At 71.4% G+C, this 13,439-nt stretch carries 15 protein-coding genes and 1 pseudogene; 4 read left to right on the top strand and 12 right to left on the bottom strand.

Translation table 11 applies throughout. The features are described from left to right. Genes I2W78_RS11070 through I2W78_RS11080 form a run of 3 tightly spaced genes read right to left on the bottom strand, consistent with a single transcriptional unit; the run spans position 1 to position 2,298 of the window. Positions 1-1,008 carry a methionine synthase gene (locus tag I2W78_RS11070; protein ID WP_196459085.1) on the bottom strand — a complete coding sequence of 336 codons (1,008 nt, stop codon included), beginning with the start codon at positions 1,006-1,008 and terminating at the stop codon, positions 1-3. 33 nt (positions 1,009-1,041) lie between these two features. Continuing rightward, on the bottom strand, positions 1,042-1,740 hold the full coding sequence (locus tag I2W78_RS11075) for an SDR family oxidoreductase (protein ID WP_196459086.1): 699 nt from the start codon (positions 1,738-1,740) through the stop codon (positions 1,042-1,044). A gap of 18 nt (positions 1,741-1,758) precedes the next feature. Beyond that, complete coding sequence (locus I2W78_RS11080; RefSeq protein WP_196459088.1) at positions 1,759-2,298, bottom strand: LOG family protein; 540 nt, start codon at positions 2,296-2,298, stop codon at positions 1,759-1,761. A gap of 50 nt (positions 2,299-2,348) precedes the next feature. On the opposite strand from I2W78_RS11080, the gene I2W78_RS11085 reads away from it, so the two are divergent. Further along, positions 2,349-2,684, top strand: a complete 336-nt coding sequence (locus I2W78_RS11085; protein WP_196459090.1) for a DUF427 domain-containing protein — start codon at positions 2,349-2,351, stop codon at positions 2,682-2,684. Between the two features lie 10 nt (positions 2,685-2,694). Here I2W78_RS11085 and mnmA read toward each other — a convergent pair whose 3' ends face one another. Beyond that, the gene (mnmA, locus tag I2W78_RS11090) at positions 2,695-3,825 is read right to left on the bottom strand and encodes a tRNA 2-thiouridine(34) synthase MnmA (protein WP_196459092.1); all 1,131 of its coding nucleotides are present in this window, start codon (positions 3,823-3,825) and stop codon (positions 2,695-2,697) included. Positions 3,826-3,884: 59 nt separating this feature from the next. Between mnmA and I2W78_RS11095 the strand changes: the two genes are divergently transcribed. Beyond that, a complete protein-coding gene (locus I2W78_RS11095) occupies positions 3,885-4,553 on the top strand; it encodes an N-acetylmuramoyl-L-alanine amidase (RefSeq protein ID WP_196459094.1) in 669 nt (222 codons plus the stop codon). A 7-nt stretch (positions 4,554-4,560) separates the two neighbouring features. Here the strand turns inward: I2W78_RS11095 and I2W78_RS11100 are convergent, their stop codons facing one another. The 3 genes from I2W78_RS11100 to I2W78_RS11110 all read right to left on the bottom strand — a co-directional run bounded on the left by I2W78_RS11100 (position 4,561) and on the right by I2W78_RS11110 (position 6,476). Then, positions 4,561-5,724 (bottom strand): cysteine desulfurase family protein, encoded by a 1,164-nt coding sequence (locus I2W78_RS11100; RefSeq protein ID WP_196459096.1) that lies wholly within the window; start codon positions 5,722-5,724, stop codon positions 4,561-4,563. A 301-nt stretch (positions 5,725-6,025) separates the two neighbouring features. After that, complete coding sequence (locus I2W78_RS11105; protein WP_196459098.1) at positions 6,026-6,292, bottom strand: DUF4190 domain-containing protein; 267 nt, start codon at positions 6,290-6,292, stop codon at positions 6,026-6,028. A 16-nt stretch (positions 6,293-6,308) separates the two neighbouring features. Then, positions 6,309-6,476: a hypothetical protein gene (locus I2W78_RS11110; RefSeq protein ID WP_196459100.1), complete on the bottom strand. Its 168-nt coding sequence runs from the start codon at positions 6,474-6,476 to the stop codon at positions 6,309-6,311. A gap of 116 nt (positions 6,477-6,592) precedes the next feature. Between I2W78_RS11110 and I2W78_RS11115 the strand changes: the two genes are divergently transcribed. Together I2W78_RS11115 and I2W78_RS11120 are read left to right on the top strand one after the other, a co-directional pair. Continuing rightward, positions 6,593-7,216, top strand: coding sequence for a TetR family transcriptional regulator (locus I2W78_RS11115; RefSeq protein WP_196459102.1), 624 nt, complete (start codon positions 6,593-6,595; stop codon positions 7,214-7,216). A 673-nt stretch (positions 7,217-7,889) separates the two neighbouring features. Beyond that, complete coding sequence (locus I2W78_RS11120) at positions 7,890-8,474, top strand: TIGR03086 family metal-binding protein (RefSeq protein WP_196459104.1); 585 nt, start codon at positions 7,890-7,892, stop codon at positions 8,472-8,474. 10 nt (positions 8,475-8,484) lie between these two features. On the opposite strand, the gene I2W78_RS11125 is transcribed toward I2W78_RS11120, so the two are convergent. From I2W78_RS11125 to I2W78_RS11145, 5 genes and pseudogenes are all read right to left on the bottom strand, one after another. After that, positions 8,485-9,330: a thioesterase family protein gene (locus I2W78_RS11125; RefSeq protein ID WP_196459106.1), complete on the bottom strand. Its 846-nt coding sequence runs from the start codon at positions 9,328-9,330 to the stop codon at positions 8,485-8,487. Between the two features lie 25 nt (positions 9,331-9,355). Then, positions 9,356-10,048, bottom strand: coding sequence for a trimeric intracellular cation channel family protein (locus I2W78_RS11130; protein WP_196459108.1), 693 nt, complete (start codon positions 10,046-10,048; stop codon positions 9,356-9,358). 113 nt (positions 10,049-10,161) lie between these two features. Further along, positions 10,162-11,262: pseudogene (locus I2W78_RS11135) on the bottom strand (ABC transporter ATP-binding protein); the annotation flags it as partial. A 14-nt stretch (positions 11,263-11,276) separates the two neighbouring features. After that, positions 11,277-12,371 carry an ABC transporter ATP-binding protein gene (locus tag I2W78_RS11140; RefSeq protein ID WP_196459110.1) on the bottom strand — a complete coding sequence of 365 codons (1,095 nt, stop codon included), beginning with the start codon at positions 12,369-12,371 and terminating at the stop codon, positions 11,277-11,279. Next, positions 12,368-13,366 (bottom strand): ABC transporter permease, encoded by a 999-nt coding sequence (locus I2W78_RS11145; protein WP_196459112.1) that lies wholly within the window; start codon positions 13,364-13,366, stop codon positions 12,368-12,370. Before I2W78_RS11145 ends, I2W78_RS11140 begins: the two co-directional genes overlap by 4 nt. Between the last annotated feature and the right edge of the window lie 73 nt (positions 13,367-13,439).

Consider the following 13,439-nt stretch of genomic DNA (forward strand, 5'->3'; position numbering starts at 1 on the left):
TTACTCAGGGTTGTCCGCGAGGGATCTCGCCGCCCGGACGCAGTGGGCGAGGGCCTTGCGCGCGTACTCGGGGGAAGCGCCCGCGAGTCCGCACGTCGGCGTGACCGTGACCGCCTTCGGAAGAAGCCCCGGAGACAGCCCCAGCCTGCGCCACAGCGTCCTGACACCCATGACGCTACCGGCAGGGTCTGACAATGGGCCGTCCGTGCTCGGCACGACACCGGCGAACAGCCGGGTGCCGCCCTCCACGGCCTCGCCGATCGCGTCGTCGTCACGCTCGGTGAGCAGCGAGAAGTCGAAGGAGACGGCAGCGGCACCGGTCCGGCGCAGCAGGGCGAAGGGGACGCCGGGGGCGCAGGAGTGGACCACGACGGGGCCGCCGTCGTGCACGCCGACGACGTCCCGGAGCGTGGCCTCGACGATCTGCCGGTCGACGGCGCGGTGGGTGCGGTAGCCGCTGGCGGTGCGCACCTGGCCGCGCAGTACGGCGGTGAGGGAGGGCTCGTCGAGCTGGAGCACGAGCCGGGCGCCGGGGACGCGCCGCCGCACCTCCGCGAGGTGCAGGCGCAGGCCCTCGGTGAGGGAGGCGGCGAGGTCGCGGCAGGCGCCGGGGTCGGAGAGGACCGCCTCGCCGTTCCTCAGCTCGACGGCCGCGGCGAGCGTCCACGGCCCGACGGCCTGCACCTTCAGCGGGCCCTCGTATCCCTGCGTGAACTCCTCCAGCGCGTCGAGGTCCTCGCCGAGCCACGACCACGCCCGCTTGGTGTCGCGCCCCGGCCGGTCCCCGAGCCGCCAGCCACTGGGCTCCACGCGCGCGTACAGCTCGACGAGCATCCCGGCGGTCCGGCCGATCATGTCCGCGCCAGGACCCCGGGCGGGCAGCTCGGGCAGGAACGGGAAGTCCTCGAAGGACCCGGCGACGGTCTTGGCGGCCTCACGGGCGTCCCCGCCGGGCAGGGAACCGACGCCGGTGGCGGCACCGAAGCTGAACTGGGTTTCCTCACTCACCCCAGCAGCCTACGGAACGAGTGCCAGCGGGTTTCACCGCCCCGGCCGCACCGTCAGGTCGTTCACCTCCGCGTCCCTCGGCAGGTCCAGAGCCATCAGGATCGTCGTCGCGACGGACTCCGGGTCGATCCACTGGGACGGGTCGTACTGCTTGCCCTCCTGCTGGTGGACCTTGGCCTGCATGGGGCTCGCCGTGCGGCCGGGGTAGACGGAGGTGACGCGGACGCCGTGCGCGTGCTCCTCGTGGCGCAGGGAGTCGGCGAGGGCCTTCAGGCCGTGCTTGGAGGCCGCGTACGCGGACCAGTCGGCGTGCGCGTTCAGACCCGCGCCGGAGTTCACGAAGACCACGTGGCCGCTCGCGGCGCGCAGTTGGGGCAGCAGGAGACGGGTGAGCTCGGCGGGGGCGATGAGGTTGACGTTGAGCTGGTGGCGCCAGGTCTTGGGGGTGAGGTCGCCGACCGGGCCGAGGTCGACCACGCCGGCGATGTGCAGCAGGGAGTCCACCCGGTCCGGCAGTGTCTGGTGGGACAGCGCCCAGCTCAGCCGGTCGGGATCGGCCAGGTCGCCGACGAGGGTCTTCGCCCCGGGGAACTCGGCCGCCAGTTCCTTCGCGCGGCCCGCGTCGCGCGCGTGCAGCACGACGTCGTCCCCGCGCGCGTGCAGACGGCGGGCCACGGCCGCGCCGATGCCGGAACCCGCACCGGTGATCACATGTGTAGCCATGCCCGCCATGCTCGCATCACCCGCGCCTCAGGCCGCGCCCCGGCTCTCCTCCAGGAAGGCCAGCGCCCCCACCGGCTCCTCCGCGAAGAACACCAGGTCGGTCAGCGGACGGGGCAGGAACCCCTCGTCCTCCATGCGGCGGAACTGTTCCTTCAGGCCGTCGTAGAAACCCGCGGTGTTCAGCAGCACCACGGGCTTGTCGGTGTGGCCGTGCTTCTTCAGCTCCAGGATCTCCGTGGCCTCGTCCAGCGTGCCGGTGCCGCCCACCATGATCACCACGGCGTCGGACTTCTCCAGGAGCAGCTTCTTGCGCTCGGCGAGGTCGCGGGCGACCACCATCTCGTCGACACCCTGGCGTGCCTTCGCCGAGAGGAACTCCACGGAGACGCCCACCAGCCGGCCGCCCGCCTCCTGCACTCCGTCGGCCACCACTTTCATCAGGCCGACGTCCGAACCGCCCCACACGAGCGTGTGCCCGCCCTTGCCCAGCAGCTTCGCGAACTCGCGCGCGGGGCGCGTGTAACGCTCGTCGAGGTCGGCGGCAGAGAGGAAGACGCAGATGTTCATGGGGCAACCGTACGCGGGAAGAACCGGCGTCCCGCGAGTGCTACCAAGGTATGACCCAGGACACAGCCAAAGGCCACACGATCACCGTCGAGCAGGGCACCCAGCGCGTGCGCGTCGTCCACGACGGGCAGGTGCTGGCGGAGAGCGACCGGCCCCTCGTCCTACGGGAGACGGGCTGCCCCGTGCGCTACTACCTCCCGCCGCAGGACGTCCGGCTGGACCTCCTGACACCCTCCGAGACACACACCTACTGCCCCTTCAAGGGCACCGCGTCCTACTGGTCGCTGCCGGACACGCCGGACCTCGTCTGGGGCTACCCGGATCCCAAGCCGGACGTGGCCGCGATCAAGGACCACTTCTGCTTCTACGAGGTGGAGGTGGCCTGAGCCGGGCGGTTCAGGCCACTGAGGCCGTCGCGCGCGTGGTGGAGGCGATCGTCGCCGAGCCCACCACGCGCGTGCCGTCGTACAGCACGATCGCCTGGCCCGGGGCCACGCCCCGCACCGGCTCGGTGAAGGTCACCCGGAGCTCTCCGTCGACGATCTCGGCGGTCACCTCGGTCTCGCCGCCGTGGGCGCGCAGCTGGGCGGTGTAGGTGCCGGGGCCGGTGGGGGCGGCGCCGCACCAGCGGGGCTTGATCGCGGTGAGCGCCGAGACGTCGAGGGCCTCGGCGGGGCCCACAGTGACGGTGTTGTTCACCGGGGAGATGTCGAGGACGTAGCGCGGCTTGCCGTCGGGCGCGGGTGTACCGATCCTGAGCCCCTTGCGCTGGCCGATGGTGAAGCCGTACGCCCCCTCGTGGGTGCCCAGCTTGGTGCCGGACTCGTCGACGATGTCGCCTTCCGCCCGGCCGAGCCGGTTCGCGAGGAAGCCCTGCGTGTCGCCGTCGGCGATGAAGCAGATGTCGTGGGAGTCCGGCTTCTTGGCCACCGCCAGGCCGCGCCGCTCGGCCTCCGCGCGGATCTCGTCCTTGGTGGTGACCGTGTCGCCGAGCGGGAACATGGCGTGGGCGAGCTGCTGCTCGTCCAGCACGCCGAGGACGTACGACTGGTCCTTGGCCATGTCGGAGGCGCGGTGCAGTTCGCGGCCGCCGTCGGGCAGGGTCACGACCTTCGCGTAGTGCCCGGTGCAGACCGCGTCGAAGCCCAGCGCGAGCGCCTTGTCCAGCAGGGCGGCGAACTTGATCTTCTCGTTGCAGCGCAGGCAGGGGTTGGGGGTGCGGCCCGCCTCGTACTCGGCGACGAAGTCCTCGACGACGTCCTCGCGGAAGCGGTCGGCGAGGTCCCAGACGTAGAACGGGATGCCGATGACGTCGGCGGCGCGGCGGGCGTCGCGGGAGTCCTCGATCGTGCAGCAGCCCCGCGCGCCCGTGCGGAAGGATTGCGGGTTCGCGGAGAGCGCGAGGTGGACGCCGGTCACGTCGTGGCCCGCCTCGGCCGCGCGGGCGGCGGCGACGGCGGAGTCGACGCCACCGGACATGGCGGCGAGGACGCGGAGGGGGCGGGAGCGCTGCGGGGTGTCAGTCATAACCCTTCCAGGGTACGGGGCGCGGGAACCGGAGCCCGCGAGTATCCGTTCTCGATCACATGGAGCACAGGAAGAGCGGCCAGGGCCGGCGGATCGGGCGGCGCGCGCTGATCCTCGGCGGGGCCGCGGCCGCGGTGGGTACGGGTGCCGTGCTGGCGCGCGACGAGCTGTCACGGATGTGGTGGCAGGTGCCCGGGGTGGACAAGCCCCGGGTCGAGGGAGCCGTCGACTACACGGACGCGCGCTGGGTGGCGGCCTCGTCGGCGAACTGGCGGCGGGCGGACCGCCCGGCCGACTACACGGTAGACATGGTGATCATCCATGTCACCCAGGGCAGCTTCGACAGCGCGGTGAAGGTCTTCCAGGACCCGGGGCACGGAGCGGCGTCGCACTACATCGTCCGCGGGGACGGCCACATCGCGCAGATGATCCGCGAGCTGGACGTGGCGTACCACGCGGGCAACCGCGACTACAACGAACGCAGCGTCGGCATCGAGCACGCGGGTTTCGTCGACCGCCCGCAGGATTTCACGGACGAGATGTACGCGGCGTCCGCCCGTCTCACGGCGGGGATATGCAGGCGGTACGGCATACCCGTCGACCGCGAGCACATCATCGGGCATGTGGAGGTGCCGGGCACGGACCACACCGACCCCGGGGAGCACTGGGACTGGGACCGGTACATGCGCCTCGTACGGCAGGCGGGCGCGGGTACGACGCCGGCCTGACGCGGGATCAGGTCAGCCCCGCCGCACGCGCCCGTTCCACCGCCGGGCCGATCGCCTTGGCGACCGCCTCGACGTCGGCCGCCGTGGAGGTGTGGCCGAGGGAGAAGCGGAGGGTGCCGCGGGCCAGGTCGGGGTTGGTGCCGGTGGCGAGCAGGACGTGGCTGGGCTGGGCGACACCGGCGGTGCAGGCGGAGCCGGTGGAGCACTCGATGCCCTGGGCGTCCAGGAGCAGCAGCAGGGAGTCGCCCTCGCAGCCGGGAAACGTGAAGTGGGCGTTGGCCGGGAGGCGGTTCACCGGGTCACCGCCGAGGATCGCGTCCGGCACCGCCGTACGGACCACGTCGATCAGCTCGTCGCGCAGGGCACCGATCTCGCGGGCGAACTCCTCGCGGTGCTCGGCGGCGTGCCGCCCGGCCACGGCGAAGGAGGCGATGGCGGGGACGTCGAGGGTGCCGGAGCGGACGTGACGCTCCTGGCCGCCGCCGTGCAGGACGGGTACGGGGCTGTACTCACGGCCCAGGATCAGCGCGCCGATGCCGTAAGGGCCGCCGATCTTGTGGCCGGAGACGGTCATCGCGGCGAGGCCGGAGGCGGCGAAGTCGACGGGGAGCTGCCCGAAGGCCTGGACGGCGTCGGAGTGCAGCGGCACGCCGAACTCGGCGGCGGTCTCGGCGAGTTCGCGGATCGGCAGGACCGTGCCGATCTCGTTGTTCGCCCACATGACGGTGGCGAGGGCGACGTCGTCGGGGTTGCGGGCGATGGCCTCGCGCAGGGCCTCGGGGTGGACCCGGCCGTGCGGGTCGACCGGGAGGTACTCGACGGTGGCGCCCTCGTGTTCGCCGAGCCAGTGGACGGCGTCCAGGACGGCGTGGTGCTCGACGGGGCTGGCGAGGACCCGGGTGCGGGCCGGGTCGGCGGCGCGACGGGACCAGTACAGGCCCTTGACGGCGAGGTTGTCGGCCTCGGTGCCGCCGGAGGTGAAGACGACCTCGCTGGGGCGGGCACCGAGGGCTTCCGCGAGGGTTTCGCGGGCTTCCTCGACGGTGCGGCGGGCCTGGCGGCCGGATGCGTGGAGGGAGGAGGCGTTGCCCGTGCTGCGCAGCTGGGCGGTCAGCGCCTCTGCCGCCTCCGGGAGCATCGGGGTGGTCGCGGCGTGGTCGAGGTATGCCATGGTGACGCCGATTCTACGCGCGGCGGTGGGTTTGACCGTGGCGAGGTTGGCCGGGGTTGCGGCCGGCGTCGGCGCCTCGCCGGTGCTGCCGTCGGCGTCGGTGGCGGCGCGCCCGGCGTTGGGGGCGGCGCGCCCGGCGTTGGGGGCGGCGCGCCCGGCGTTGGGGGCGGCGCGCCCGGCGTCGGTGGCGGCGCGCCCGGCGTCGGTGGCGGCGCGCCCGGCGTTGGTGGCGGCGCGCCCGTTCCGCCGCAGTGGAACGACTGCCCACAGCCGGTGCGCAGCCGGTGCCGGTCACCCTCCCTCAGAAGCTCCACGAAATCGTGTTGTCCGCCTGCATGAACGCCGCCAGGACCAGCAGGTCCGCCACGCCCAGGCCGAGGCCGAGGTAGGCGCGGAAGCGGCGGTTGGTGCCTCGCCACAGGGCGATCGTGGCCAGGGCGATGGCGATGGGGCCGAGGAAGAGGTTGAGGACGAGGAGGCCCAGGAGGCCCAGGACGAAGGACGCGACGGCCATGCCGTCGGTGTCGCGGATTCCGGTGCGGCGCTCGGCCGGTGCGGTCAGTTGCATGGTGGGCTCCCGTCGGTCAGTGGGTCGGCGTCCGACGCCGGCGGCCGTGACGCTCGCGGAGCGCGAAGATGCCGAGCCAGGCGGCGATCACGGCGGCGGTGACGAGGGTGAAGCCGATCGGCGCGTGGGCCACGGTGCCCATGACCACGCCGAGCAGCAGAAGCGCGGCGACCAGGAAGAGCATGGGATGAGTCCCCCTCTGCTTCGGTGAACGGTTGTAGTTACAGTTGTTCACTGACTTCCCAGTCTAGCGTGCCCCATGACTTTCCAATTACAGAGAACAGTTGTTAACTGCATGGCATGAGTCACACCCTCGGCATCCGGCAGGCGCAGAAGCAGAAGACCCGACAGGCGCTCCTGGACGCCGCGTTGGAGCTGCTGGAGGAGCAGAGCCTGAGCAGTCTGGGTCTGCGCGAGGTCACCCGTGCGGTCGGTGTCGCCCCGACCGCCTTCTACCGGCACTTCCGCTCCACGGCGGACCTCGGCGTGGCCCTGGTCGAGGAGGCGCTGAGCAGCCTGCACCCGACGATCCGCACGATCGTGTCCACGGCCGGGGACAGCGACGAACGCATCACGCTTGCCGTGGAGTTGATCGGCGGTCATGTGCGGGCCCACCCCGCCCACGTCCGTTTCATCGCCCGCGAGCAGCATGGTGGGGTCCAGCCGGTGCGGGAGGCCATCCGCGGTCAACTGGCCCTGTTCACCGAGGAGGTGCAGGCCGAACTGGCCAAGGACCGTGCGGCCGGGGGCTGGAGTGAGGACGATCTGCTGATGCTCGCGGGGCTGTATGTCGACCAGATGCTGGTCACGGCTTCGCTCTTCCTGGAGGCGCTCGGCTCCGAGGACGAGCAACGGCGGGTCACCCGGGTGGCGACCCGCCGGCTACGGCTGATCAGCATCGGCCGCGAACACTGGCTGGACTGACGGCGAGGTCCGGCCCCTACTGGGCGGCCTGACCGCTGGGCCGACCACTTGGCTGACCGCTCGGCTGACCACTGGGCATGACACCGCCCGGCCCGCCACAACCACCCGCCTGACCCTCACCGCCGGGACCGCCCTGCCCACCCTGCCCCTCTCCCGGCGCCCCGCTCGGCGCGCCCGAAGGCATCCCCGACGGAGCCCCGGACGCGGCACCGGACGGAACACCCGTCGGCGCGCCTGACGCCGCACCCGACGGTGCCCCGGACGGCGCCCCGCTCGGAGCGCCCGAGGCCGCCCCGGACGGCGCCTGGCAGTTCTGCTGCTGCCCGGAACCGCCACTGCCGGACGACGAGGAGGAGTCACCGGAACCACAGGCCACCAGCACCAGCGGCGACAGCGCCAGCAGGGCCACCGCCGGGACGAGACGCGCACGCTTCATGAGAGACAGCTCCAGAGAAGATGAGGAAGTCCTTGAGGCGGGCACTCAATCAACGCCACTTGGGGCTTGCTTGGGGACACCCTGTCGACGGGCTGTGCGTGCGGCAAAGCAGACCTCAAGACACCGCGCTGACCTGCGCCTACTACTCCGCCCCGGTCCCTACCGGCTGGTACAGCTCTGTGACGAACCCGGCCCGGACATGCTCTCGTCGACACCACGCCCGCAGAGAGGCAGGCCATGACGACCACCCCGGGCACCGACCCCCGCCCCCTCTACACCCGCGCCACCGCGCAGGCCGCCGAACTCATCCGCACGGTACGGCCCGAGCAGCTGACCGCCCCGACGCCGTGCACCGAGTGGGACGTACGCCGGCTGCTCAGCCACATCGTCGGCGCCACCCGGCGGATCTCGGTCGTCGGGGAGGGCGGCGAGGGAATGGCCGTCCCGCTGTTCGCCGACGACATCACCGACGGGGCATGGGCGCAGGCGTACGACGAGGTCAGGGCGCGGGCGGTGAAGGCCTGGGAGAGCGACGCCCGGATGGCGGCGTCGGTGCGTGTGCCGTGGGGCGAGATCACCGGGCAGGCCGCGCTGTCGGCGTACGTCGTGGAGATCGTGGTGCATACCTGGGACCTCTCCGAGGCTCTCGGCCACCCGCTGGCGCTCGACCCGGAGTTGGCCGAATTCGCCCTGCCGGTCGCGCGTGAGGCCGTCCCCGCCGGGCCGCGCGAGGACCGGCCCTTCGGCCCGGAGGTGCCGTCCCCCGAAGGCGCCGACATTTATGGGCAGTTGGCGGGGTGGCTCGGCCGACGGCCCCTTTGAGAGCCACCCCCTACGCGAGCCGCACCCGAGCCAACTGCCGCGACTGCGCCACGAGCCGGTCCGCGCTGTCCCACACCTCCGCGTCCTCCTCCAGGAACCCGCCCGCCAGATTGCGCGTGGCGATGGCGACGCGGAGCGGCCCCGGCGCCGGGCGGCAGCGGACGTGCACGGTCAGCTCGACCGTCGGCACCCAGCCGGAGATGCCGAGTTCGAAGGCGGTGGGCGGCAGGGCGTCCACGGCGAGCAGGAGTGAGAAGGGGTCGGCGTCGCGGCCGTCCTTGAGGCCGAACCACGCTCGCATCTCACCCTTGCCGGACGGCGAGCCCAGCGCCCAGCCCAGGGTGGACGGGTCGAGCTTGAGCATCAGCCGTTCGGTGATCGCCGAGCTGCCGTCGACGGGGGCGGGTCCGTCCTCGGGGCCGAAGCACTGGTCCATCGGCGGTATCGCGGGCGGCCGCGCGGTCGTACGGACGTCGTCGGGGAGGGAGTCGAGGTCGCCGTAGGAGGCGAGGACGCGGATCCGTTCGATCTCGCGGCCCTGGTCGTCGTACTGGAAGAGCGAGGCCTGGCCGGTGGAGAGGGTGCGGCCGGTGCGGACGACGTCGGTGCGGACGACCGCGGGGCCCGGCTGGGACGCGGTCAGGTAGTGCGCGGAGATCGTGAACGGGTCGGGGTGCGGCAGGGCGTCGGCGAGGGCGCGGCCCAGGACGGCGAGGAGATAACCGCCGTTGACGGCGCTGATGATGGTCCAGCCCGCGGAGAGGTCGATGTCGTAGACGCCCTCGGAGCGCCGGGTGACGGCGGTGTCGCGGTCGAACTCGCTGTTGCCGATGGTCGCCTGGGATGCCTGAGCCATGGCGGTACCGTACAACAAGAAACTACTAAGCGGTAGCTTTTGTCGCGGGCCGGCGGGGCGGCTCCTCCTCACGGACCGTCGAGCGGCGGTTCCAGGCCCGCGGTGCCCGCCAGTGGAAGCGCATCGCCAGCAGCCGCAGCACAAAGGCGGTGGCGGCGGCGAGTGTGCTGGTCAGCGAGGTGAGGGCGTCGTAGCGGATGCACACGGCGACCATCACGGCGCCGACGATCGCGGGGACGGCGTACAGATCGCGGTCCCAGCGCAGCAGCGAGGGCACCTCGTTGGCGAGCACGTCCCGCAGAACGCCGCCGCCGACGGCGGTGGCGAGGCCGAGGGCCGCCGAGGCGTGCAGGCCGAGTCCGTACTCGTACGCCTTCGTGGTGCCCGCGACGCAGAACAGGCCGAGGCCGGCCGCGTCGAAGACGTTCACGCCGGCCTGGATGCGCTCGACGTGCGGGTGGAGGAAGAAGACCAGGAGCGCGGCGAGCAGCGGGGTGAGGAAGTACCCCAGGTCCGTGAACGCGGCCGGCGGTACGGCGCCGATGACCAGGTCGCGGAACAGCCCGCCGCCCAGCGCGGTGGCCTCGGCGAGCACCGCGATGCCGAAGACGTCGAAGTTCTTGCGGACGGCCAGCAGCGCGCCGGAGATCGCGAAGACGAAGATGCCGACCAGATCGAGGGTGTGCTGGACGGACGGGGTGAACAGTTGCTGGAGCACCCTGACATTCTGACCTGTCCAGCAACCCCTGCCTTACAAAACAAGGCAGGGGCTGCATGAACCTTGTGTGTCGTCCGCCCTCAGGCGTCGTCCGTCTTCGTCGGACGGTCGGCCTCGGGCACCAGCTCCGCCGCCTCCTTGGCGGCGCTCAGCAGCGCGCTGTCCTGCGGGGCCTGGTCCTCGAAGTTCTCCGGGTGGTGACAGGCCACCTGCTGCCCCGGCCGCAGCTCACTGAGCGGCGGCTCGGTGGTCTTGCAGATCTCCGTCGCCTTCCAGCACCGCGTGTGGAAGCGGCAGCCGCTCGGCGGGGAGATCGGCGAGGGCACGTCGCCCTTGAGCAGGATGCGCTCGCTCTTGGCGTTCTTGCGCCGCGGGTCCGGAATCGGCACGGCCGACATCAGCGCCTTGGTGTACGGGTGCATCGGCGCCGTGTACAGCTTGTCCCGGTCGGCCAGTTCGACGATCTTGCCGAGGTACATCACCGCGATCCGGTCCGAGACGTGCCGGACGACGGACAGGTCGTGCGCGATGATCACGTACGTCAGGCCGAGCTCCTGCTGGAGATCGTCCAGCAGGTTCACCACCTGCGCCTGGATGGAGACGTCCAGCGCGGAGACCGGCTCGTCGGCCACGACCAGCTTGGGGTTCAGGGCGAGCGCACGGGCGATGCCGATGCGCTGACGCTGACCGCCGGAGAACTCGTGCGGGTAGCGGTTGTAGTGCTCGGGGTTGAGGCCGACCACCGACAGCAGCCGCTGCACTTCCTTCTTGATGCCGCCCTCGGGCGTGACGCCCTGCAGCCGGAACGGCGCGCCGACGATGGTGCCGATGGTGTGGCGCGGGTTCAGCGACGAGTACGGGTCCTGGAAGATCATCTGCACATCGCGGCGCAGCGGGCGCATCCCGCCGACGCCGAGGTGCGTGATGTCCTTGCCCTCGAACTCCACCGTGCCGGCGGTCGGTTCGAGCAGCCGGGTGATCAGCCGGCCCATCGTCGACTTGCCGCAGCCCGACTCGCCGACGACGCCGAGGGTCTCACCGGCCCGCACCTCGAAGTCGATGCCGTCCACCGCGCGGACGGCGCCGACCTGCCGCTTGAGCAGGCCCTTGCGGATCGGGAAGTGCTTCTGGAGCCCGGTCACCTTCAGCAGGGTCTCGCCGGGGGCGGCGTCCTTGGTGAGTGTGGCGCCGTCGCTCTGTGCAGGGGCACTCACTGCTTTTTCCTCGCTCACAGCTTCGGCGCAATCTCTTCGGTCCAGATACGCTCCCGCTGCTCCTGCGACATGTGGCAGGCGGCCCAGTGCCGGCCGCCGACCTCGGTCAGCTCGGGGCGCACCGTGCGGGTGACGTCGTCCTTCGGGATGTCCGCGTACGGGCAGCGCGGGTTGAAGGCGCAGCCGGACGGGAGGTTGATGAGGGAGGGCGGGGAGCCCTTGACCGGGACGAGGCGCTCCTGCTGCTCGCGGTCCAGCCGCGGCATCGAGCCGAGCAGGCCCCAGGTGTAGGGGTGGCGGGGCTCGTAGAACACCTTCTCGGCCGGGCCGCGCTCCACGCACCGGCCGCCGTACATCACCAGAAGGTCGTCGGCCAGCTCGGCGACGACACCAAGGTCGTGGGTGATGATGATGACCGCGGAGCCGAACTCCTTCTGCAGATCCCGGATCAGGTCGAGGATCTGCGCCTGGACGGTCACGTCGAGGGCGGTGGTCGGCTCGTCCGCGATGAGCAGTTCGGGGTTGTTGACCAGCGACATCGCGATCATCGCGCGCTGGCGCATACCGCCGGAGAACTCGTGCGGATAGTTGTCGACGCGCTTGTCGGGCTGCGGGATGCCGACCCGGTCGAGCATCTCCACGGCCCGCCGCCTGGCGGTCTTCTTGTCGACGTCGTGGTGGATGCGGTACGCCTCCACGATCTGCTGGCCGATCGTGTAGTACGGGTGCAGCGCGGACAGCGGATCCTGGAAGATCATCGCCATCTCGCGGCCGCGCAGCTTGCGGACCTGGTCGGCGGGGGCGGACAGCAGCTCGGTGCCGTTCAGCCAGATCTCGCCGGAGATCTGCGCCTTGCGCTTGCCGTACTGGCCGGCGGTGTGCAGGCCCATGATGCCGAGCGAGGTCACCGACTTGCCGGAGCCCGACTCGCCCACGATGCCGAGGGTCTTGCCCTTCTCCAGCTGGAAGCTGAGCCCGTCGACGGACTTGACCAGGCCGTCGTCGGTCGGGAAGTGCACCTTCAGGTCGCGTACTTCGAGGAAGGCGGTGGGGGCGGCGCCGCTGGTGGGCTCGCCCACGGCCGCGCCGGTTTTGCTGAGTTCGGTCATGCGAGCCTCACTCGGGGGTCGATCACGGCGTACAGGATGTCCACCACGAGGTTGGCCAGGAGCACCGCGAGGGAGGTGATCAGGGTGACGCCCAGGATGATGGGCAGGTCCTGCGTCTTGATGGCGTTGAGCACGGCCTGGCCGAGGCCGGGCAGGCTGAACGTGGTCTCGGTGAGGATCGCGCCGCCGATGAGGGCGCCGAGGTCCATGCCGAGCATGGTGAGGATCGGCGTCATCGTCGAGCGCATGGCGTGCTTGCCGATGACGGTCTGCTCGCGCAGGCCCTTGGCGCGGGCGGTGCGGATGTAGTCCTCGCCGAGGATCTCCAGCATGGTGGCGCGGGTGATCCGGGCGTACATCGCGGCGTAGAGGAACGCCAGCGTGATCCACGGCAGGATCATGCCGCCCAGCCAGCCGGAGAAGCTCTCCTCCAGCGGCACGTACTGGCCGTCGATCCAGCCGAGGCCGTAGGAGAAGATCGCCAGGCTCAGCAGACCGGTGAAGTAGATCGGCAGGGAGACGCCCGCCAGGGCGACGACCATCGCGCCGCGGTCCCACAGGGTGCCCCGCTTCAGGGCGGAGAGCACACCGGCGGCGACACCGAAGACCAGCCACAGCAGCGCGGCGCCGAGTGCCAGCGCCAGGGTCACCGGGAAGCGGTCGGTCAGCACCGGCCAGATGGCCTGCTCACTGCGGAACGAGTAGCCGAAGCACGGCGCCGCGCAGTGGGTGACGTCACCGCCCGCCGCGTAGGTGCGGCCCGCGAAGATGCCCTTGAAGAACTCCCACACCTGGACGTAGATCGGCTCGCCGAGACTCAGCTTGGTCCGCACGGCCTCGACCGCAGCCGGGTCGGCCTGCTTGCCCACGAAGCTCGTGGCGATGTCGACGCCCACCCACTTGGGGATGAGGAAGAAGATGCTGAAGACCACCACCATGATGACCACGAGCATCACTGCGGCGGCGAACAGCCGCCTGATGAGGTAAGTGAGCACAGCTCTCGGCCCGCCGCGGACCGCGGGCCACCGGAGGTCGTCCGGTGGCCCGCGGTCACACCGCGCCGGCCTT

Origin of the sequence: Streptomyces spinoverrucosus, assembly GCF_015712165.1 — a bacterium.
In the GTDB taxonomy this organism is placed as follows: domain Bacteria; phylum Actinomycetota; class Actinomycetes; order Streptomycetales; family Streptomycetaceae; genus Streptomyces; species Streptomyces spinoverrucosus_A.

Excerpts from the sequence above, each read along its gene's own strand:
- I2W78_RS11075 (WP_196459086.1), bottom strand. The coding sequence starts at position 1,740 with ATGGCGGGCATGGCTACACATGTGATCACCGGTGCGGGTTCCGGCATC.
- I2W78_RS11080 (WP_196459088.1), bottom strand. The coding sequence starts at position 2,298 with ATGAACATCTGCGTCTTCCTCTCTGCCGCCGACCTCGACGAGCGTTAC.
- I2W78_RS11085 (WP_196459090.1), top strand. The coding sequence starts at position 2,349 with ATGACCCAGGACACAGCCAAAGGCCACACGATCACCGTCGAGCAGGGC.
- mnmA (WP_196459092.1), bottom strand. The coding sequence starts at position 3,825 with ATGACTGACACCCCGCAGCGCTCCCGCCCCCTCCGCGTCCTCGCCGCC.
- I2W78_RS11095 (WP_196459094.1), top strand. The coding sequence starts at position 3,885 with ATGGAGCACAGGAAGAGCGGCCAGGGCCGGCGGATCGGGCGGCGCGCG.
- I2W78_RS11100 (WP_196459096.1), bottom strand. The coding sequence starts at position 5,724 with ATGGCATACCTCGACCACGCCGCGACCACCCCGATGCTCCCGGAGGCG.
- I2W78_RS11105 (WP_196459098.1), bottom strand. The coding sequence starts at position 6,292 with ATGCAACTGACCGCACCGGCCGAGCGCCGCACCGGAATCCGCGACACC.
- I2W78_RS11110 (WP_196459100.1), bottom strand. The coding sequence starts at position 6,476 with ATGCTCTTCCTGGTCGCCGCGCTTCTGCTGCTCGGCGTGGTCATGGGC.
- I2W78_RS11115 (WP_196459102.1), top strand. The coding sequence starts at position 6,593 with ATGAGTCACACCCTCGGCATCCGGCAGGCGCAGAAGCAGAAGACCCGA.
- I2W78_RS11120 (WP_196459104.1), top strand. The coding sequence starts at position 7,890 with ATGACGACCACCCCGGGCACCGACCCCCGCCCCCTCTACACCCGCGCC.
- I2W78_RS11125 (WP_196459106.1), bottom strand. The coding sequence starts at position 9,330 with ATGGCTCAGGCATCCCAGGCGACCATCGGCAACAGCGAGTTCGACCGC.
- I2W78_RS11140 (WP_196459110.1), bottom strand. The coding sequence starts at position 12,371 with ATGACCGAACTCAGCAAAACCGGCGCGGCCGTGGGCGAGCCCACCAGC.